This window comes from Croceitalea sp. MTPC5, assembly GCF_036985505.1.
Taxonomy (GTDB): domain Bacteria; phylum Bacteroidota; class Bacteroidia; order Flavobacteriales; family Flavobacteriaceae; genus Croceitalea.
The window spans coordinates 152786-174298 of sequence record NZ_BTGQ01000004.1; the positions used below are offsets into that span (position 1 = coordinate 152786).

At 40.6% G+C, this 21513-nt stretch carries 21 protein-coding genes; 8 read left to right on the forward strand and 13 right to left on the reverse strand.

Annotation, left to right across the window (positions count from 1 at the left end; genetic code table 11):
- Nucleotides 1-73: 73 nt before the first annotated feature.
- The 5 genes from AACM45_RS13405 to AACM45_RS13425 all read left to right on the forward strand — a co-directional run bounded on the left by AACM45_RS13405 (nt 74) and on the right by AACM45_RS13425 (nt 6372).
- The gene (locus tag AACM45_RS13405) at nt 74-2599 is read left to right on the forward strand and encodes a M14 family zinc carboxypeptidase (protein WP_339143320.1); all 2526 of its coding nucleotides are present in this window, start codon (nt 74-76) and stop codon (nt 2597-2599) included.
- 208 nt (nt 2600-2807) lie between these two features.
- Entirely contained in the window at nt 2808-4841 is a 2034-nt protein-coding gene (locus AACM45_RS13410; RefSeq protein WP_339143321.1) for a S9 family peptidase, read from the forward strand.
- 81 nt (nt 4842-4922) lie between these two features.
- Nucleotides 4923-5483 (forward strand): thioredoxin family protein, encoded by a 561-nt coding sequence (locus AACM45_RS13415; RefSeq protein ID WP_339143322.1) that lies wholly within the window; start codon nt 4923-4925, stop codon nt 5481-5483.
- Nucleotides 5484-5521: 38 nt separating this feature from the next.
- Nucleotides 5522-5848 carry a cupin domain-containing protein gene (locus AACM45_RS13420; protein WP_339143323.1) on the forward strand — a complete coding sequence of 109 codons (327 nt, stop codon included), beginning with the start codon at nt 5522-5524 and terminating at the stop codon, nt 5846-5848.
- Nucleotides 5849-5850: 2 nt separating this feature from the next.
- Entirely contained in the window at nt 5851-6372 is a 522-nt protein-coding gene (locus AACM45_RS13425) for a GNAT family N-acetyltransferase (RefSeq protein WP_339143324.1), read from the forward strand.
- A 1-nt stretch (nt 6373) separates the two neighbouring features.
- On the opposite strand, the gene AACM45_RS13430 is transcribed toward AACM45_RS13425, so the two are convergent.
- On the reverse strand, nt 6374-6916 hold the full coding sequence (locus tag AACM45_RS13430) for a YfiT family bacillithiol transferase (protein ID WP_339143325.1): 543 nt from the start codon (nt 6914-6916) through the stop codon (nt 6374-6376).
- A 153-nt stretch (nt 6917-7069) separates the two neighbouring features.
- Between AACM45_RS13430 and AACM45_RS13435 the strand changes: the two genes are divergently transcribed.
- Both AACM45_RS13435 and AACM45_RS13440 read left to right on the forward strand, forming a co-directional pair.
- Complete coding sequence (locus AACM45_RS13435; protein ID WP_339143326.1) at nt 7070-7708, forward strand: peroxiredoxin; 639 nt, start codon at nt 7070-7072, stop codon at nt 7706-7708.
- Between the two features lie 85 nt (nt 7709-7793).
- On the forward strand, nt 7794-7988 hold the full coding sequence (locus tag AACM45_RS13440) for a cold-shock protein (RefSeq protein ID WP_130611308.1): 195 nt from the start codon (nt 7794-7796) through the stop codon (nt 7986-7988).
- A 492-nt stretch (nt 7989-8480) separates the two neighbouring features.
- Here AACM45_RS13440 and AACM45_RS13445 read toward each other — a convergent pair whose 3' ends face one another.
- From AACM45_RS13445 to AACM45_RS13455, 3 genes are all read right to left on the reverse strand, one after another.
- Nucleotides 8481-9413, reverse strand: a complete 933-nt coding sequence (locus tag AACM45_RS13445) for a peptidylprolyl isomerase (protein WP_339143329.1) — start codon at nt 9411-9413, stop codon at nt 8481-8483.
- A gap of 130 nt (nt 9414-9543) precedes the next feature.
- Nucleotides 9544-10938 (reverse strand): M20/M25/M40 family metallo-hydrolase, encoded by a 1395-nt coding sequence (locus AACM45_RS13450; RefSeq protein WP_339143330.1) that lies wholly within the window; start codon nt 10936-10938, stop codon nt 9544-9546.
- Nucleotides 10935-11819 carry a PPK2 family polyphosphate kinase gene (locus AACM45_RS13455; protein ID WP_339143331.1) on the reverse strand — a complete coding sequence of 295 codons (885 nt, stop codon included), beginning with the start codon at nt 11817-11819 and terminating at the stop codon, nt 10935-10937. The genes AACM45_RS13450 and AACM45_RS13455 overlap by 4 nt, the downstream gene beginning before the upstream one ends.
- Before the next feature lie 173 nt (nt 11820-11992).
- Here AACM45_RS13455 and AACM45_RS13460 point away from each other — a divergent pair, with 173 nt between their 5' ends.
- Nucleotides 11993-12709 carry a hypothetical protein gene (locus tag AACM45_RS13460; protein ID WP_339143332.1) on the forward strand — a complete coding sequence of 239 codons (717 nt, stop codon included), beginning with the start codon at nt 11993-11995 and terminating at the stop codon, nt 12707-12709.
- Here AACM45_RS13460 and AACM45_RS13465 read toward each other — a convergent pair whose 3' ends face one another.
- The 9 genes from AACM45_RS13465 to AACM45_RS13505 form a co-directional block, all read right to left on the reverse strand.
- The gene (locus tag AACM45_RS13465) at nt 12710-13873 is read right to left on the reverse strand and encodes a sigma-54-dependent transcriptional regulator (RefSeq protein ID WP_339143333.1); all 1164 of its coding nucleotides are present in this window, start codon (nt 13871-13873) and stop codon (nt 12710-12712) included. It abuts the gene before it with no gap.
- Nucleotides 13874-14059: 186 nt separating this feature from the next.
- On the reverse strand, nt 14060-14965 hold the full coding sequence (locus AACM45_RS13470; protein ID WP_339143335.1) for a mechanosensitive ion channel family protein: 906 nt from the start codon (nt 14963-14965) through the stop codon (nt 14060-14062).
- A 1-nt stretch (nt 14966) separates the two neighbouring features.
- Nucleotides 14967-16304 carry an ABC transporter permease gene (locus AACM45_RS13475; protein ID WP_339143336.1) on the reverse strand — a complete coding sequence of 446 codons (1338 nt, stop codon included), beginning with the start codon at nt 16302-16304 and terminating at the stop codon, nt 14967-14969.
- A complete protein-coding gene (locus AACM45_RS13480; protein ID WP_339143337.1) occupies nt 16301-17233 on the reverse strand; it encodes an ABC transporter ATP-binding protein in 933 nt (310 codons plus the stop codon). Before AACM45_RS13480 ends, AACM45_RS13475 begins: the two co-directional genes overlap by 4 nt.
- A 171-nt stretch (nt 17234-17404) precedes the next feature.
- Complete coding sequence (gene dnaJ, locus AACM45_RS13485; protein WP_339143338.1) at nt 17405-18520, reverse strand: molecular chaperone DnaJ; 1116 nt, start codon at nt 18518-18520, stop codon at nt 17405-17407.
- A gap of 9 nt (nt 18521-18529) precedes the next feature.
- Nucleotides 18530-19093 (reverse strand): nucleotide exchange factor GrpE, encoded by a 564-nt coding sequence (locus AACM45_RS13490; protein ID WP_339143340.1) that lies wholly within the window; start codon nt 19091-19093, stop codon nt 18530-18532.
- A gap of 135 nt (nt 19094-19228) precedes the next feature.
- Nucleotides 19229-20188 (reverse strand): TIGR01777 family oxidoreductase, encoded by a 960-nt coding sequence (locus AACM45_RS13495; RefSeq protein WP_339143341.1) that lies wholly within the window; start codon nt 20186-20188, stop codon nt 19229-19231.
- A 125-nt stretch (nt 20189-20313) separates the two neighbouring features.
- Nucleotides 20314-20988 carry a tRNA (5-methylaminomethyl-2-thiouridine)(34)-methyltransferase MnmD gene (gene mnmD, locus AACM45_RS13500; protein ID WP_339143342.1) on the reverse strand — a complete coding sequence of 225 codons (675 nt, stop codon included), beginning with the start codon at nt 20986-20988 and terminating at the stop codon, nt 20314-20316.
- Between the two features lies 1 nt (nt 20989).
- Complete coding sequence (locus AACM45_RS13505) at nt 20990-21460, reverse strand: DUF4920 domain-containing protein (protein WP_339143343.1); 471 nt, start codon at nt 21458-21460, stop codon at nt 20990-20992.
- Between the last annotated feature and the right edge of the window lie 53 nt (nt 21461-21513).

The following is a 21513-nucleotide window of genomic DNA, read 5'->3' on the forward strand; positions in this document are numbered from 1 at the left end:
TAATCAATAGAAACGGCCTGTATGAACAGGTCGTTTTTTATTTTTAATCATGACTAATTTCAAAACATATAACATGAAAAAAATACTACTTCCAATATTTTTGCTTTTAGCCGGTTTTGGCTTTACGCAGAATGAAGTAACGCTTGACTATTACCTGCCCCAAAATATAAGTTATGATGCTTCCATTCCAAAACCTGCAGACGTTATTGGTCATGAAGTGGGAGAATGGCACATCACACATGATAAGTTGCTATTCTACATGCAGACCCTCGCCAAAGCGAGCGATCGGATCACCATTGAAACTAGGGGGGAAACCTTTGAGGGAAGGCCTCTTGCCTTATTAACCATTACCACGCCAAAAAACCATCAAAACCTAGATCAAATCCGTAAAGACCATGTGGCACTGACCGAAAATGGTGGTACTGGCCTCAACACTTCAGAAATGCCCATTGTGGTCTATCAAGGGTTTTCGATTCATGGCAATGAACCTAGCGGCTCGAATGCCGCATTGGCCTACGCTTATTATTTAGCCGCAGCCCAAGGGCCTGAAATTGAGACCATGCTTGATAATATGGTGGTTTTATTAGATCCCAGTTTCAACCCAGATGGGCTACAACGTTTTGCCTACTGGGCAAACACAAATCGCAGTATCAATCTTAATCCCGATCCAAATGATAGGGAATATGCGGAAGTCTGGCCGGGTGGCCGTACCAACCATTATTGGTTCGACATGAACCGTGATTGGTTGCCGGTTCAATTACCTGAAAGCCGGGCAAGAATCAAGACCTTTCATAAATGGTTGCCCAATATCTTGACAGACCACCATGAAATGGGTACAAACTCGACATTCTTCTTTCAACCCGGTGAACCTACACGGGTCCACCCGCTGACACCGAAAATTAATCAAGAGTTGACTGCGGAAATCGGAACGTATCATGCCAAGGCCCTAGATAAAATTGGTTCTTTATATTATTCTGAAGAAAATTATGATGATTACTATTATGGTAAGGGTTCGACTTTTCCTGACGTAAATGGAAGTATAGGAATTCTTTTTGAGCAAGGGAGTTCCCGCGGACACATACAAGAAAGCGAAAACGGGATCTTGACCTTTCCCTTTACGGTGCGCAATCAGTTCACCACTGCCTTATCGACCATAGAGGCCGCGAATAACATGCGAACAAAAATATTGGACTACCAGAAAAAATTCTATAACGACATTGCCCTCGAAGGCGCTAAAAGCAAAACAAAGGCATATCTATTCGGTGACCACAAAGATGCCGCAAAAACATGGCATCTGGCAGAAATATTAGATCGTCATCAAATCAAGTTTCATGAACTGAAAAGCGATGCCACTGTCAACGGAAAATCCTATAAAAAAGGGAAAGCCTATATGGTACCCCTTAATCAAAAGAATCCGAGATTAATAAGGGCTATGTTTGAAAAGCGTACCTCCTTTACCGACAGTCTTTTTTATGATGTTTCGGCCTGGACCTTTCCTTTGGCATTCAATGTCGATTATGCCGAACTGCCCACATTAAGCAATGCCGGTTCTGAAATTACGAATCTAGAGCCTATTCAAGGTAACGTGACCGGAAAAAGCAATTACGCCTATTTGTTTGAGTGGCACGAGTATTACACCCCAAAAGCCCTTAATTCAATTTTAGAAAAAGGACTACGTGCCAAGACTGCCAAGTCACCATTCCGTTTAGAAGGAAAACAATACGATTATGGTACCATTATGATACCGGTACAAAATCAAAAGTTGGATGCCACCGGGCTTTATGATTTCTTATTGAAAGTGGCCAAAGAAAGTAAAATCCAGATTACAGCCGTGGCCACGGGCTTGACAAAAGGTATTGATTTGGGTAGTAACGATTTTGACCCCATCAAAAAACAAAATGTAGCCATTTTGGTCGGTGATGGCATACGCTCTTACGACGCTGGTGAAATATGGCACCTCTTTGACACCCGCTATGATATAAAAATCACCAAAATCGATACTAAAAATCTAAGCCGGATTGATTTAAGCAGGTATACTGATTTAATTGTTCCGAGTGGATGGGGCAGTAACATTCTAAATGATTCCAAGACGAAAAAAGTCAAGGAGTGGGTGAAGCAAGGTGGAACGGTCATAGGTTTCAGAAATGCGGCGAATTGGTTTCATAAGAACGAATTTCTGAAACTTGAACTCAAGAAAGATACTTTGGTGGCCAAGAACATTGCGTTTGACCAAAGGGGTGATTTTAGGGGCGCCCAGGTTACGGGCGGAGCGATTTTCGAAGCCAATATCGATAGATCGCACCCCGTGAACTTTGGCTATAAAAATGACAAAATAGCGTTATTCAGAAATACCAACATTTATCTTAAGCCTGACAAACAGAGTTATAACAATCCTATTCAATACACCGACAATCCGCTATTGAGTGGCTATATTTCAGAAGAGAATACGGCCTTGATAAAAAACAGTGTCCCCTTTAAGACGACCAGGTATGGTAACGGTCGGGTAATTTTATTCACCGACAACACGAATTTTAGGGCTTTCTGGTATGGCACCAATAAACTGTTGATGAACGCTATTTTCTTTGGCGATATGATGTAATACCGCACTATTTTTAAGCTGGATCGATTCACATAGAACAGCATACCCATTTTTGTATTGGTATGCTGTTTTAGGTTACGCTTGGTTTCTACGGCCTAAAATAATACGTAAGCGCTTGACGAAGACGGCTAGACAGAACCAAGTCATATTTTTACAAACCTCAAGATGTAATTAATTTCATATCTTTTGGGGTAGTAAACTAAAATCAATGCTCTTGAAAACGCTGACCACCCCCGTTATCCTTGTCATGATGCTCGTTGTCCATCTTGTTGGTGCACAAGAAAAGTCAAATCTAGAACTCATTGATATATTCGACATGGAATATATCTCAGACCCCCAAATTTCCCCTGATGGCACACAAGTGGTCTATGTTCGCAATTTCAAGGATGTCATGACCGATAAAAATTTGTCCAACATTTGGTTGGTCAATTTTGATGGCTCCAATAACAGACCTATAACCATAGGCAATCACAATGATTTCTACCCCCGTTGGTCACATGATGGCAAGAAGATCATCTTTAAATCGAACATGACCGATAATAGAATGAAGCTATATCTCATGTGGATGGATTCTAAGGAAATCGTAGTCTTAACAAATACGCCAAAGGCACCGAACCAAGTTTCTTGGTCTAACGACGATACGCAACTGGCCTTTAACATGTTTGTACCTAAGCAAGGTGGCACCAAAATCAAAATGCCCACGAAACCGGAAGGGGCCAATTGGAACAGTCCCCCAACGTATATAGACGAATTGAATTATCGCGGTGATGGCCAGGGTTACTTGAAATCAGGCAACATGGAACTTTTTACGCTATCAATTGATGGGGGTACCCCCAAACAGCTGACCGATTCTGACTTCGATCATGGGGCACCGGTTTGGTCAAAAGATGGAAACACGCTCTATTTCTCCGCTAATTTCAATCCTGATGAAGATTTTGAACCGAACAATAGTGAAATTTATGAATTGAACCTATTGAATTACCGTGTTAAGGCCCTTACTGACCGATATGGGCCAGACAACGACCCAGTAGTCTCACCCGACGGCACACAACTGGCCTATACTGGTCTTGATGATAAACTTTTAGGATACCAACTTAATGATGTGTACGTAATGGACATCAAGAGTGGAACAACAAAAGTATTATCGTCGTCTTTTGATAGAAACATCCAAAATGTGCAGTGGGCAGATGACGGCAATGGACTTTACTTTCAATTCAATGACAAGGGCAAAACAAAAGTGGGTCATATCACATTGTCCGGTACCGTTAAAGAAAAAGTTAGTGGCTTAGGGGGACTTTCATTGGGAAGACCTTACAGTTCGGGGGCTTTTTCGGTTTCAAAGACCGGAAGACTCTCCTACACAAAGGGAGATACCCGACACCCTTCAGATTTGGGGGTTCTCGATAAAAAAGGAAATCGCAGGCTTACTTTTGTTAATGACGATGTTTTTTCATTCCGAAATTTGGGTAACGTAGAAGAAATTTGGTGGGAGTCCTCTTATGATCAACGAAAGATCCAGGGGTGGGTGGTTACGCCACCAAATTTTGATGCTTCGAAAAAATACCCATTGATCCTTGAGATCCATGGGGGGCCCTTTTTAAGTTATGGTGATGTATACTCTTCAGAAATACAGGCCTTCGCAGCGGCAGGGTACGTGGTCTTATATACCAACCCTAGGGGTAGTGATAGCTATGGGGAAGAATTTGGTAATCTTATCCATCATGATTATCCCAATCACGATTATGAAGATCTAATGTCTGGAGTGGATGCGGTAATCGACAAAGGTTTTGTTGATAAAGACAATCTTTTTGTTACCGGTGGTAGCGGTGGTGGGGTTCTTACCGCTTGGATAGTGGGTAAAACCGACCGCTTTAAGGCAGCCGTAGTCGCAAAGCCGGTCATTAATTGGACCAGCTTTGTACTTTACGCGGATAATCCCGCATTTTTCGCTAAATACTGGTTCGGAAAAAAACCATGGGAAGATCCAGAAAATTACTTTAAACGGTCTCCCCTTTCGTACGTTGCCAATGTTACAACGCCGACCATGCTTTTGACGGGTGAGCAAGATTATAGAACACCGATTGCCGAATCAGAACAGTTTTATACCGCACTGAAATTGGAAGGTGTTGAAACCGCAATGGTACGCATACCTGGGGCATCACATGGCATTGCGAACAGACCAAGTAACCTGATTGCCAAAATGGCCAGTATTTTGACTTGGTTTGAAAAATATAAGGAATAACCCATCAGTGTTTTAAGAGACCCCTAAGCTAAAAGTAGTCAACTTGAAGGTTCAATTTCATACTTTAGCACTAAAAACAAGATGGCCAGAACACCAAGCAATATGTTACCGTTGGGTACGGAAGCACCTGATTTTAAACTTTTTGATACGGTAAGCGAACAAATTATGGGCTTAGCTGAATTAAAGGGTATTAAAGGTACCGTGGTTATGTTTATCTGTAATCATTGTCCTTTTGTCATTCATGTAAACCCAGAAATCAGCAAGCTTGCAAAAAAGTACCAAAAAAAGGGTATCGCGTTTATAGCCATTTCAAGCAACGATGTAAACAACTATCCGCAAGATGCACCACATCTCATGAAGAAGGTTGCAAAAATTGAAAACTATCCGTTTCCGTATCTCTACGATGAGACACAAGAAGTGGCCAAAGCTTATGACGCCGCCTGCACCCCTGATTTTTATCTGTTCGATACTGATTTGGCATTGGTGTATCGTGGACAATTGGATGATTCGAGACCTGGCAACGGTATTCCGCTTTCAGGTCGTGATTTACGTAATGCCATGGATGCCTTACTAGAGGAAAGGGAAATAAATTCGAATCAAAAGCCCAGTATCGGTTGTAATATTAAATGGATTGCCGGTTGAAAGCAATTTCTTAACCCCACGGATAAAACCCAATTTATATGAAACTTAGCCCGAAGGATGCCCTTGCCAAATTAAATCAACATGAGGCACCATTTCTTCATCTGTTTGAACATGGCACATTATCAGTAGAAATTTACAAACCTGAAGGGATGGATAAACAACAGCCCCATTCAAGGGATGAAATTTATGTCATTATCTCTGGATATGGTGAGTTCATAAATGGAAAAGTGAAAACAACGTTTTCTGCTGGGGATTTTCTTTTCGTACCTGCCAGAACGAAACATCGCTTTGAGAACTTCAGTGAGGATTTTTCCACATGGGTTATTTTTTACGGTCCTGAAGGCGGTGAACAATCAGAAGATTAACAATGCAGATTACTTTTGAGCCAGTCACCTTTGTAAATATGGCCCAATACATAACTATCGGCATCCAGTCGTATAGGGAACATTATTTGCATCTTTGGGAAAAACAAGACCCCTACCCTTTCATACAAGCCCATTTAACAAAAGATGTTGTGAAAAATGCCATACAAGATCCAAGGCAACTACTATTTCTTATTATGCGTGACAAAGAACCGACAGGAATCTTGAACCTTACGTTTGATGCCAAAAAAGGATTGTTTTTATCACAAAACAACCTGCTGCTCAATAAGCTATACCTTCTGAAAAAATTCTCGAATTTGGGCATTGGGGGACAAACACTGAAATTCGTTGATGCCATTGCCAAGAAACATGCAAAAGATATTGTTTGGCTATACACTATGCACAAAGGAAAGCCTTTAGAGTTTTATAAAAAGTACGGCTATCGCATTATTAAAGAAGCCCAAATTGAACTTCCGCACGCACTAGAGCGTGAAAAAGCCATGTGGCTTATGGCCCGCGAAATTTAAATTACCACTTACTCCGTTTGATCAACTGTTCAATATGGGCCAAATGGTGACCTCCATGCCATGCATATCTTCCTATATTTTCAGCCAGTGTCGTTTCTTCATTACCCTCTGGATGTGTAAATTTCCGTTGCAAGTCGTCAGGAGACAATCCCTTCAGCAAGTAGACTAATTTGGCATGAACTGCAGTCAAATGATTTAAGGAAAGTTGTATTGGCGCGGTTTTCGCATCGAATAAATTTGCCCATTCTTTCTCAAAATATGGTTTGATCGTAGGGTTGGCCTCCGTCAATGCCCACTTAAATCGAATATAGCTATGGTGGTGGCTATCAGAAATATGATGGACCAACTGTCGAACGGTCCAACCCCCTGGGCGGTATGCCGTTTCCAATTGTACTTCTGAAAGTGGGTTTACCAGCGCCCCCAACCGTTCTGGCAAATGTTCTAATATTGCTATCCATTCTTGAAGATGTTCTTCAGTAATGGGATTGGGAATCTCGTACTTCCCAATCGGATAACGTAATCTTTCCAATGTAGTTTCTTCCATGCCTTAAAAGTAGAAAACTTTCTTAATACAATGATTCCCATCATGGGAACCTCATAAAAACTTTACTATTTTTTGTACTCTTTAACAGAAGTAAGATTATTAATCTACTAATTTTGTAGGATACTAGAATGTAACGATTTAAAACAACTAAAAATGGCAACATTACGATTAGGCGATACCGCCCCCGATTTTACCGCAGAAACCTCGCAAGGAACCCTTAATTTGTATGACTACCTTGGGGATTCGTGGGGTATTTTATTTTCACATCCGGCTGATTTTACACCAGTATGTACTACGGAACTTGGCACTGCAGCCAAATTTAAAGATGAGTTTGATAAACGCAATGTAAAAATGATGGCCTTAAGTGTTGACGGTGTGGAGTCTCATAGCGAGTGGATCAAAGACATCAACGAGACCCAAAACACGTTGGTCAATTTTCCCATCGTGGCGGATGAAGATAAAAAAGTGGCTGATTTATACGACATGATTCACCCCAAAGCGGACAATAATTTAACAGTACGATCGGTATTCATTATTGCGCCCGACAAAAGCATCAAACTTATTTTAACCTATCCGGCCTCAACCGGACGTAATTTTTATGAATTATTAAGGGTAATCGACTCTTTGCAGTTAACCGCATATCATAAGGTTGCGACCCCTGCCAACTGGCAAAATGGTGAAAAGGTGGTTGTAAGCCCCGCCATTGAAACAGGCGAAGCAAAAGAACTATTTCCTAAAGGCGTTGAAGAAATAAGGCCCTACCTACGAATGACACCGGATCCCACAAATTAAGTTCACACTAATTTTTTAACAAAAAACCTCATTATGAATATTTTAGCCTTACATTTGTGCTTTATTTAATTATTTAATTTTTATTATGAGTAAAGGAACAGTAAAATTCTTCAACGATTCAAAGGGCTACGGCTTTATTACTGAAGAAGGTTCAAACACAGATCACTTTGTACATATTTCAGGCTTAGTTGATGAAATTCGCGAAGGTGATGTTGTAGAATTCGAACTACAACAAGGTAAAAAAGGATTGAACGCCGTAAATGTACAAGTTATAGATTAAGGTAAGCAGCACACTTTTTTATAAGATAGCCCCCGCTTTATTGCAGGGGCTTTTTTTTGATTTTTGTTTAACGATTTACGCAACTAAATCAAAAAAAGGCCCTCTAATAGTAAACAATCTTAAGTTCTCCCATAAATAAAACAACCATGACCACATTCTTTGGGATACTTTTTGCCTTATTACTCATCAACGAATTATTGTTGTTTTGGAGCGTCAATGGAATTAAGGAGTAAGAATTCACCGAAAAAGATTTAACAACAATAAAGTAGGGTTTATCCCCGTTCAATTGTTTGTTAAGTGTTCCCCAAAATAATTAGCACGGTCAATGAATACTTTTTTCGCAATTTTACTATTTTTGGTGGCAATCAACTTATTTCTCTTGTTTTTAAGTGTGAATAGGGCCAAATAAAAAAGCCCCCTTTTGAGAAAAAGGAAGCCTTTTATTTTTAATAAGTATTTGAAAAAGGGATTAGGGATATAAACCTATCCCGTCTATTTTACGCCCATCAACTCAACATCAAAGACCAAAGTAGCATCTGGTGGAATTACCCCACCAGCTCCGGCACTTCCATAGCCCAAATGGGAAGGTATTACGAATCGTGCCTTATCACCGACTTGCAATAAAGAAATACCTTCATCCCAACCGGCGATAACCTGACCAACACCTAATTGAAAATCAATAGGTTGGTTTCTCTTGAACGAAGAATCAAAAACCTGGCCGTTTGGTAAACTACCCTCATAGTGCACGGAAACCGTTTTCCCTTTCTCGGCTTTTGTTCCATTACCTTGTTGGATCATTTTATAACGCAGGCCAGAATCGGTTTTTTCAAAACCAGCCGCCAATTTTTCCATGGCAGCTTCAGCTTGTGCTTTTTGTTCCGCTATTCGTTTTTCGCGTGCGCCCTCAAATGTCTTGAAAGCTTCGATGGCATTCCACTGTTCTGCTTCTGCCCCTACCCTTATGATTTCCATATTCTCAATACTATCACCTTGGGTGATGGCATCAACTACCTCCTGTCCATGTTCAACATGACCGAACACTGTATGCTTATTATCTAACCAAGGGGTCGCGACATGGGTAATAAAAAACTGGCTCCCATTGCTACCTGGGCCAGCATTCGCCATCGAGAGTACTCCCGGGCCATCATGCGTTAAATCTGGATGGAACTCATCATCAAACTGGTATCCTGGACTACCTGTACCGGTACCCTGTGGACACCCACCTTGAATCATGAAATCAGGAATTACCCTATGGAATTTTAATCCGTCATAATAGGGTTCTCCTTTGGGTTTCGCCCCGTTTTCCATTTCCCCTTCTGCCAATGCAACAAAGTTACCAACCGTTCCCGGGGTTTTATCGTGGGTCAATTTTACTAGGATTTCACCCTTTGAGGTATTGAATTTTGCGTAAATACCGTCTTGCATACTATTATAATTTGATTTTTTAATTACTTGATGTTCTTTTCTGCAGCGTGCAAAGGTAGGGGTTTCTTCTTTCTAAGTATCAAAGTAATCATGCGAAACCACTGTTCAGATAAAATTCAAACGCCGCTGATCAACCCTTTACCTTTTTTTGTATTCCGAACCCGTATTTATCTACCAAATAAATCAGACTTGCCATGGTAGCACTACCCAATTCAAGTTCACGCTTATTGACATGTTCGAACGTATCGTTTTCAGCATGGTGATGGTCGAAGTAGCGTTGTGAATCTGGCCTTAAGCCTGCAAGTACCAGACCTTCATCTTTTAAGGGCCCTATGTCAGCGCCACTACCTCCTCTTAAGAACATATGTATCAGATAAGGCTCAAACAATTTTTTCCAACCTTGAACCTGTTCAAAATCCGCATCCGAACAGTCAAATGAAAATCCGCGAGGGGTAAAGCCCCCTGCATCACTTTCCAATGCGAAAATGTGGGTTTCATTTTTGGCCTTGGCCACCTCGGCATATTTGTTTCCGCCCCTTAGTCCATTTTCCTCATTCATGAACAAAACGACCCGAATGGTGCGTTGTGGTTTATAGCCATTGGCCTTCATCAAGCGCAGTACTTCCATGCTCTGTACTACACCGGCACCATCATCATGTGAACCATCACCCAAATCCCAAGAATCCAAATGTCCACCGACTACCATAATCTCATCTGGATACGTCGTTCCTTTCAATTCACCGATAACATTATAGGATTGTACATCATCGAACTGTTTGCAATTTTGCTTAAAATAAAAATTGATCGCCGGGTTTAACTTCAAGGTAGTACTCAAAAGTTCTGCTGCTTTTGTACTGATGGCAGCAGCCGGTATCCTATTTTGAACGGGAGTATCACCGTAACTCATTGAACCCGTATGCGGATAATCGTCGATCCTAAGGTTCATAGAACGTACGATTACGCCAAGTGCCCCATATTTTCCCGCTTCCGCAGCTCCTGAATAGCGTTGGTCAACGCAACCTGAATAGGCACTAAAGGTGCTGATTTGGGTAGGATCCATAGGCCGATTGAAGAATACTATTTTATCCTTGATTTTTTCGTTACCCAATTTTTCCAAATCCTCAATTCCATTTACTTCAATCACTTTTGCTTTGATTCCGCCATCTGGTGTTGCCACCGAACCACCTAATGCGCAAATCGCAACGTTTGTGGTAATTCCTGGTTTTGTCTCGATATAGGCGAATTCTGGGGTTCCCCGCACCCATTTAGGAACCATTACGGGTTGCAACCATACACGATCCAAACCTAAGGAATCGAGTTGTTCTTTAGTATATTCCACAGCCTGCTGGGCCTGTACCGATCCCGAAAGTCGTCCTCCGATTTGATTTGAAAGATGATTCAACCAATCATAGGCTTTTCCATCGGTTAAGGCCATATCATATATGGCTTTCAACTGCTTTTCGTCTGTAGTTTGGGAAATGACGGTGCTTACGGTGAAGAAGACCATCAACAGTGGGATTTTCATTCTTTTTCTTTTTCCAATTCTTGTTTGAAGGTTTCTAAATTAGTTTTTATTTCTTCATCTAGCTCGGGTACCTTAACATCTTTATATTTTTTTAACGATTCCAATAAAATCGTGGCAACGATAACCCTTGCCGCATTCTTATCATCAGCCGGAACAATATGCCATGGTGCATGTGGTTTTGATGTTTTATTGATGGCTTCTTGATAACAGGTTTGATAGTCATCCCATAGTTTGCGCTCTTTTAAATCGCCCGGGGAAAATTTCCAATTTTTTTGTTTTAGACGTAGCCTGCGTAAAAGACGTTGCCGCTGTTCTTCTTTCGAAAGATGTAAAAAGAACTTGAATATCAAAGTTCCATTTTCAGCTATGTGTCGTTCAAAATCATTGATTTGGCGATATCTTTTTTCCCAAAACCCATTATTTATATCGGCAACACTTTCAATACCAGGTATACGTTCCCCTAAAATATAGTGGGGATGGACCTTAGTGACCAAAACATTCTCGTAATGCGTGCGGTTGAAAACACTGAATTTTCCGCGTTCGGGTAAAGCAATGTAATGCCGCCATAAATAGTCGTGCCTCAATTCTACCTTAGTGGGTACTTTAAAACTATGTACGACAATACCCCGGGCATTAAGTTCTTTAAAGACCTCTCGAATCAAACTGTCTTTACCAGCGGTATCCATACCTTGCAAGCATATCAAAACACCATATTTTCCGTGGGCGTAGAGCGTATCTTGAAATTCGGCCAATTCACTACTAACGGTTTTCAGCGCCTTGCGCAAGGCTTTTTTATCAACACCCAAATCGTCATAGGTAGCTCGTTCAGTTATGTTAATAGGTTCATCAACCCGATACTTTCCAATGTTTATTTTATCCATAATTTGAAATATACGCAATTTTGATGATTCAGAACTTGCAAAGACCGATTCAGGCCGTTCATCGAATATCCAAGGATTTTCTTCATTTTGTAGGTAAAAATCGGGTTTTGAACGATGTAATTTTTATGGGGTACCTCGCGTCATTAATTTTATAGGACCAAATCGTACCTTCAATGAAAATCAACCTAAAGGCCACTTTTCTTGTTCCCCTTATTTTTGGAATAATGGCAGTATGCCTTTTGGTTTCGTTCACTACATACAGTGCCTGCGATTTTGCAAATCAACATACGGAATTCATCAAAAAACAAACCCGATTGGCCTTGGGATCCAAAAACCTTGAAAAGGGAAAGTACCATGCTTACAAGGCCCTAAATGGCATTCACAAAACAAAAGGTAATTTTAAGGAATGTGGTTGTGAGCATGCCCTACACAACATCAATCAAGCGGAAAAGAGTCTAAAAAATGCTACTAAAGCATCTTCATTTGAAGATTTAAACGACTTTTTGAAAATAGCGCTAAAAAGCACGCTCTTGAGCATTGCTGCTTTGGAAAACTTTGATAGCGGGGAAGCGAGTGATTATAGTGATGACTTGCTCGTAATGAACACCAAGCAAGTGCTTCATGAACAAGGGGGCGTGCTTTTATCAAAAAGGGAACAACTTCAAGAAACTATCGATCATAGCCTTTCTAAATTTAAAGGGTCCCTTGATCAAATCGTACATCATGTGGAATGCGGGGACGCCTTCAACTTTATTTCTGACATTCATGCAAAGACCAGCATCAAATTAAAGGATAAGGCACTTACTGAAGCCAAGCGATACTATCATACCCAGGTCAAACAAATCACCTTCGATGCCCTGACAAGTTTAGGGGATTGTACTGGCAAATAATCATTTGGCAGCGAACAATTTGACATCATCCTCATTTACCTCCTTTCCACCAAGGATTATCAGCCTTTCCACCACATTACGAAGTTCCCGAACATTACCCGTCCAATCATAACTTTTTAAAAGCTCAATGGCCTTTTTGGAAAAATCTTTAGTGACCGCTCCCTGTTCATCAGCGATTTTTTTTGAGAAATGGTTGATTAACAATGGTATATCGTCCCGTCTATCATTTAAAGCAGGTACCTTTATTAAAATGACCGCTAACCTATGATAAAGGTCCTCACGAAACTTACCGTCTTCGATTTCCTTCTTCAAATCTTTATTCGTCGCAGCGAGTACACGCACGTCAACTTTGATATCTTTATCACTACCTACCCTTGAAATCTTGTTTTCTTGCAAGGCCCTTAAGACCTTTGCTTGCGCCGAAAGGCTCATATCACCTATTTCATCAAGAAAAATGGTTCCTTTATTGGCTGCTTCAAACTTACCCGCCCTATCTTTTACGGCTGACGTAAAAGCACCTTTTACATGCCCAAAAAGCTCGCTCTCTATAAGTTCAGAAGGTATTGCCGCACAATTCACCTCGATAAAAGGGGCAGTGGAGCGGGGACTTTTTTCATGTACCCAGTGCGCTACCAATTCTTTACCCGTACCATTCGAACCGGTAATCAAAACCCGTGCATCGGTGGGTGCCACTTTTTCAATCATATCCTTGATTGCACCTATTTCTTGACTTTCGCCGATCATTTCATAATTCTTACTGACCTTCTTCTTAAGAATTTTGTTTTCAACGACCAATTCCTTTTTATCCAAGGCGTTTCGCACCGTTGTCAGTAACCTGTTTAAATCCGGTGGTTTTGAAATATAATCAAAGGCACCTAGACGCATGGTGTTGACCGCCGTATCTAGATCACCATGCCCTGATATCATGATAAATGGGGTTTCTGGTTTCAGCTTTTTTGCGGCTTCCAATACCTCGACCCCATCCATTTTTGGCATTTTAATATCGCAAAGCACTAAATCGAAGTCGTCTTTCTTAATAACCTCAATACCTTTTAATCCATCTTCAGCCTCGAAAACCTCATAGGCATCGTTCTCTTCACTTAGTATTTTGACCAAAACCCTTCTAATTGCCGCCTCGTCTTCGATGACCAATATCTTTGACATATTCATTTCATTAAAAAATTGTTATTTCAAATTTTGTTCTAAAGTAACCATTTGCCTTTTCATGGAACAACGGAACTTTGTTATGTGACTTTCAATAATAATGCCATATCCCCTAGAATCTTTAAAATGGAAAAACCAAGTATCGTATTGTTTACCTAGTGTACGTCTTTCGTTTAAAGCCTTGACCTATTCTTTTGATGTGGGTTTGTGCTGAAATAAATGGACATCACGTTGGGGAAATGGAATCGTTATTTGATTTGACCTAAACTTGGCATCTATAGCATAACGGATCGCACTTTTTATCCTAGGGTCACCAAAACTGTCATTGATATAGAAATTTATGGAAAAAAGAAGTGCCGAATCCCCAAAGTCTTCAAAAAGGACAAAAGGTTTGGGATTTTTCAGTATTCCCTTTTGTTCATTGACGATTCCTTCAAGTAATTGTGTGACCAAAGTGATGTCACTACCATAGGCCACGCCAACGTTCACTTTTTCACGGGTGGTCTTGTGGTTCTGGGTATAATTGTAGATGATATCACTTATAAACTTGTGATTGGGTATTATGATCACCTTATCGTCCCTAGTCAGGGCCCGGGTCGTTCTCAATTTAATTTCAAATACCTTACCTACTTTTCCATTGACCTCAACGATATCACCCACACGAAGTGATTTGTCTACGATAATGAAAACACCCCCGATAATATCTTGAAAAAGTTCTTGAAGCGCTAGCCCTAAGCCTACGAAAAGCGCGGCTGAGGCCGTAAGTATTACGGTAACATTAATACCGGCGGCGCTCATGGTCAGTAAGATCACCACCACATAGACCACATATTTGATAAACTTGAAGATACTGATGAACTTCAACTTATCTTCTTGCTCCATTTTTCTGGTGAACAACTTTCTTGACCATTTCAGAAAGAAACTCGTTAATACCAAAGCCAATGTAAGCAGTAAAAGTAGGCCTACTGTAATGTGAATGGAATGCTCTCCTTCCCCATAATGAAAACCGGCATCCAGAAACTCTTTTACAGACCCCCAAATATCTTCTTTTAGAATTTCTTCGAGTCCGTTATCTTGGTTTTGATCTTGCATTTTAATAATTAAGCCATTTATATAATTCCCTATACGTCGGTTTTTTACCGTACATCAAAATACCCACTCGATAGATCTTCGCCGCAAACCACACAATACCTAAAAAAGTAATGATAAGCAACGTGATACTGACCAATAACTGCCAAATGGGTACACCACCTTCACCCAAGCCACCCGGTAGACGCATTAACATCACTATAGGTGAGGTCAATGGAAAGAGCGAAAAACCAACTGCTATTGGCCCGTGGGGATTGCTGAAAACCGAAAAGAACCCGACATAAATAGCAAGCATCAGTGGTAAGATTATCGGAAAAATAAATTGTTGCGTATCTGTTTCATTATCCACTGCGGCACCTATTGCGGCATAAATGGAACTGTAAATAAGGTATCCTAAAACAAAATATACCAGAAACGAACAAACTAGTAAGACCCACGGAATCTTAAGAAACTCTGCGGTATACAATTCTAAATCGCTTACTTCGGGCTGCGCAGTGGCCATATTCGTAAACGTAGTTGTGGTCAACATCGAATTGGTAGGTATCGTGTCGATTTCCATATCTAAAATCCATAACGATACAAAAAGTAAAATAGACGCCGAAAGTATCCAAATGGCAAATTGGGTGATGCCCGCCAAAGAAGTACCTATAATTTTACCGAGCATCAATTGAAAGGGTTTCACTGATGAAATGATCACCTCAATAATACGACTTGTCTTTTCTTCAATAACACTGCGCATGACAAAACCGCCATAGATAATTATGAACATCATGATCAAATATCCGAAAGCACCACCGATACCGGCCTTGATTTCATTGATACCTTTAATATTCTTTTGGCCTTCAAATGTCGCCGTGCTTAATTCAAAGTCTTGTTCTATATCAGCGAAGTCTTTGGCCGTCACCCCTAATTGTTGCAACCTACTTTGACGCAATCGATTTTGAAAGATATTGTCAAGTCGCTGCAGTACCAAACTTACGGGACTCTCTTTAGTATATAAAAATGTTGAATTTGCCGTAGCTTCCAAATCATCCCTTTTCGGTATATACAACAAACCATAAGTACCCATTGTCAAGGTGGAGTCTTTAGCTTCTTCAAAGCTTAAATTTTTGAATTCGATATAAGAAAGACTTTCTGAAGCATAGAACGAATTCGAAAAGTAATCACTTTCATTCAATACCGTGATGATGCGTTTTTCATTATCATTGAGTTTTGTAAGATAGGCTATCAATACAATCATGCCCACCATTAAAATCGGACTTAAAAAAGTCATTACCACAAAAGATTTATTACGGACTTTTGCCAGATACTCCCTTATGATAATCAATTTAAGCTTGCTCATTGATTTTTGGAATTGACGGTTTGAATAAAGATATCGTTCGCTGACGGTATCATTTCTTGAAAATGATTGACATTCGCTTTAGAAGATAGGTAATTTAAAACTGCCGAAGTATCTTCGTTCGGTAACCTTAAAGTAAGGTCAAGTTGTTTTTCATCATCATTGAAAGTACTCTCATTAATGGCAAACTTCGCTTTTAAATCCTCCAATAAAGACGCTCCGTTTTCATTCAGTTGTAGGCCCACCGCATAGGTGTGGTTCTTATATGCGTTTTTAATTTCAGAAAGTTTTCCGTCCAAGATCTTTTCAGATTTGTGCAACAATGCAATGTATTCACAAAGTTCTTCAACCGACTCCATTCGGTGTGTTGAAAATATGATGGAGGTTCCCTTTTTCTTTAATTCAAGAATTTCATCTTTTATCTTATTCGCATTTATGGGATCGAACCCACTAAAAGGCTCATCAAAAATCAACAACTTGGGCTCATGGAGTACCGTCACGATAAATTGTATTTTCTGGGCCATACCCTTTGAGAGTTCTTGAATTTTTTTATTCCACCAATTGCCTATCTCCAAACGATCGAACCAATAATATAAGCGCTTCTTGGCCTCGGTTTTAGAAAGTCCCTTTAATTGTGCCAGGTAAAGTGCCTGTTCCCCAACTTTCATGCTTTTGTAAAGACCTCGTTCTTCCGGCAAATATCCTATAGTCGCGATATGATGGGGGGCCAAGGGTTCCCCATTTAAAAAAACCCGTCCGGAATCGGGATGGGTAATCTGGTTTATGATACGGATAAGTGTGGTTTTACCGGCCCCGTTGGGGCCTAAAAGACCGTAGATACAGTTTTCCGGTATTTTAAGTGAAATGTTGCTCAAAGCGGTATGTCCCCCAAAATTTTTAGAGACGTTTTCGGCAACAAGAATATGGTTCATGCACTTGTTTTTATCAAAGATAACGATATCTGAAACAGGCTTAAAAACAAAACCCACCCTTAAAAGGATTAAGGATGGGAAAAAAATTGCTATGAAAAAGAAAATTAGATACTGTTGAACAGTATCAATGTCAAATATACGTTTTTTATTTAATTGGTAACAGTAAAACTTTTAAGAGAACATATCTTTTACTTTTTCAAAGAATGATTTGTCAGACTTCTCTGGTTTGGGTACGAAATTATCGTCGTTTTGCATTCTTTCAAAGAACTCACGTTGTTCTCGATTCAGTTCTTTAGGTGTCCAGACGTTCACATGTACCAATAAATCACCGCTACCGTAACCATTCAAACTTGAAATACCCTTGCCCCGCAACCTCAAAATCTTACCAGACTGTATGCCCGGTTCTAACTTTATACGCACTTTGCCCCCAATGGAATCAATTTCTTTTGAGCTGCCTAAAACCGCTTCAGAGAAACTGATATAGAGATCATAGTGCAGGTTATCACCCTCACGTTTCAATGTGGAATGTTCTTCAGTCTCTATAGCCACCAAGAGGTCACCAGGCACACCGTTACCCGGGGCGCCATTACCTTTACCACTGACCTTCAACTGCATACCTTCTTCAACACCAGCGGGTATTTTAATCGAAACGGTCTCTTCGACTACCTTCAAACCCTGTGCATCGGCATCATTTGGGCGCTTATCGATGGATTGCCCAGCACCACCACATGTGTTACAGGTAGTTGCCGTTTGCATACGACCCAAAATGGTATTGGTGATTTTCGTTACTTGACCGCTACCATTACAGGTAGGACAGGTTTTGTAAGTAACCCCATCGGCTTGTACTTTTCGACGTACTTTTACTTTCTTCTCAACACCATTGGCAATTTCATCAAGGCTAAGCTTTACCCTAATTCTCAGGTTGCTCCCCTTCACGCGGCGCTGACCTCCACCAAAACCACCAAACCCTCCGAAACCACCACCTCCGAATGCACTTCCGAAGATGTCACCGAATTGACTGAATATGTCATCCATATTCATGCCACCGCCACCAAAACCACCACCTTCAAAGGCAGCATGACCGAATTGATCATATTTTGCCCGCTTGTCAGCATCACCGAGTACCTCATAGGCTTCTGCGGCTTTTTTGAACATTTCTTCGGCCTTGGAATCCCCAGGATTCTTATCAGGATGGTATTCAATGGCCTTTTTGCGATACGCCTTCTTTATTTCGGCAGCGGATGCGCTTTTGGAAACGCCAAGTATTTCGTAAAAATCTTGTTTCATAAGATGCTATTAATTGCCTACCACGACTTTCGGGTGACGAATGATCCTGTCACCGAGCTTAAAGCCCTTTTCAATGACATCGATAATTTTCCCCTTCAACTTTTTATCAGGTGCCGGTATTTGTGTTACAGCGTCATGTATTTCTGCATCAAAAGTATCACCCTGACCTACTTCCAACTCTTCCAAACCTTTGTTTTTCAAGGTTTCGCGAAACTTATTATTGATAAGCTCTACCCCCTTGAACATTTCTTTGTCCTCCGATTTCGCGATTTCCCTCAATGCCCTATCAAAATCATCCATAACGGGAAGTAGGGAAACGATAACGTCTTGGCCTGCCGTCTTGAATAAATCCATACGCTCTTTTGAAGTACGCTTTTTAAAGTTTTCAAATTCAGCAAAAAGCCTTAAAAACTTATCTTTCTCCTTGGCAAGTTCTTCCCTAAGCACATCTTCGGCGGAAACCTCGACTTCCTCTACTTTCTCGGCCTCTGTATCAGTATCTTTCTCAGAAGTTTCAGCGGTTTGTTGTGCCAACTCTTCATCAATTTCTTGAACCTTACTTTTTTTGCTCATGAATATTTAAGATTTGTAATCGATTTTAAGATGGCAAAAGTACTGCCATTTGTCTAAAAATGTCAAAATGTCATCAAGAAACATTAAAAAATCCGCTGTTTGCGGATTTTTTTAATTTATAGGGTTATGTATAATTCAGACATATTCTTTGGTGTAGGTCGAAATGGAGTTTTCTTCATCAGAACCTTTTTGATAAAGCGCCTCCAACGACTTACAGATGTTTAAGTACTTAAAGGTGAAACCCTGTTCTTCTATACCTTTACTACTTACTCGCTGACTAGCAAACAACAAATAAGCCATTTCACCTAAAATCATCTTCATCATGAATTCGGGCACATTAGGCAATATAAGTGGTTTACCAAGTACTTTGGCCAATTCCATCGTCAACTTGTTATTGGTGACAGGATTTGGTGCCACGCCATTATAAGTTCCCGATAGGTTGTTGGAAGCGATGAAAACGAACATTCGGGCCAGATCCTCAATATGGATCCATGACTGCCATTGCTCACCGGAGCCAAAGGCGGCTCCCACGTAATATTTGATAGGTTGGGCCATTTTGGGCAATGCCCCTCCTTCGGTTGAAAGCACTAATCCAATCCGTATTTTGGCTACCTTGAAGTCAAATACTTCAAAGGTTGCGATCTCATCTTCCCATGCCTTGACGACCTCACCTAAAAAACTATCATCAACTTCATTGACGTCATTGGTGTAATAGGTACTCAACGAGTTCGGATAAATCCCTATTGCCGATGCGGATACAAACGAATCGATTTCTTCAGAGCCCACTTTTTCAAGGCCTATTTTCAAGGTTTTAAGACTGTCTATACGACTATTGAGCACAATCTTCTTATACGACTCCGTCCATTTTTTGGATATACTTGCCCCTGCTAGATTTATGATTACAGAGACATCCGTAAAACAATTTTCGTCAATTTCACGCTTAGCGGGATTCCAATAGAACCCTTGGTAATCTTCGCTATGCGCTATTTTTTCCCTACTTGTTGTAAGATAGTTGATTTGAACTCCTTTAGAATGCAACTCTTTTACAATGGCCTTACCGACCAAACCCGTCGCACCCGTAATCAATACCTTCATTTACCTTCTTTTTTACAAATGTAAAGCATTCAAAGTGCTGTAAACGAGGCATTAAATAAGGTTTAACAGTTCTGTCTAAAGTTTATGGCAATTAAAAAATCGCATAAGGGGACATTAAGATCTCATCAAGAAACGGAAATTGTTTTTAGCGCCCTGAGCATTTCGCGTTTACCGGGGGGACCGGGAAGTCGTTCAACCCTAAAACCAACCTCTTGTAATGCTCTGCGCACGCTACCTTTGGCCGAATAGGTAACCAAAACGCCCTCGTCAGACAGGGCATTATACATTTTTTGAAAAATGGCTACCGTCCATAACTCAGGTTGTACCCTAGCACCGAATGCATCAAAATAGATAAGATCGAACAAACCGACCGCGTTGATTTCTTGAAAACGTTTTTGCATTTTAATGAGACTGAAGTTTGGTGTCAAGGCAACGTGTTCTTCCCATGGAGCGGAGTGCATTGAAAGAAAACTTTCCTCCAGCCCTTTGGCATCCAGCACCTCGGTATAATTCAATCCCTCCAATTCCGCATTGTTAATGGGAAAAGCCTCAACACCCGTATATAGAATATCAAGCCCTAGCCTTGGTGCCTCTTTTAGGGTGATCAGCGCGTTCAACCCTGTACCAAAACCCACTTCTAAAATGGCTATCCTTTGGTTCGAGAAAGATTGGAGTCCATGCTTTATGAATACATGGTAGGCTTCTTGCACCGCACCATGCTTTGAGTGGTACTGTTCATTCCAATCTTCGAGGTGTATGGTCTTAGAACCATCGGCAGTAGTGATGATCCTTCTTTTCAAATCACTTTTTTATGATGACCCCATCAGCTTCAAAACGCAAGGTTTTCTTTGGCTTTGTAATTTTCATTATTGCCTCTTTACTCGCCCCTTCATCTTCGGCATAATGCCTTTGCTCTTCAACTGACATCTCTTCTACAAAGGCCAAACCATTCATGGCAACCTTTCTGGTGGAAACATTGGTGGGCACGAAGAAACCGTAATCCTTGAATTTCACGAAAACCTCTTGCTTATTGTCCAATGTCACTTTCATCCAACATCCCTTGGCTTGACACACCTCTTTTATTTCACCTGCCAGTTGAATGTCTACCGTATCCATAACGGCCAAGTCTTCATATACCTTCCAATTCTGACTGGCATCCGTGACCTCACTAAAAGAATTACCATGCACCGTCGCTCCCGAATCGGCCTGTGCGGATAGATTGTGCCCGAATACCAATAAGAATATGACAAGTAAATTGTTAAATATTTTCATATCGCAAAAAAATCGAAATTGTTACCACTCTAAATTCGATTTAAAATTAAGAA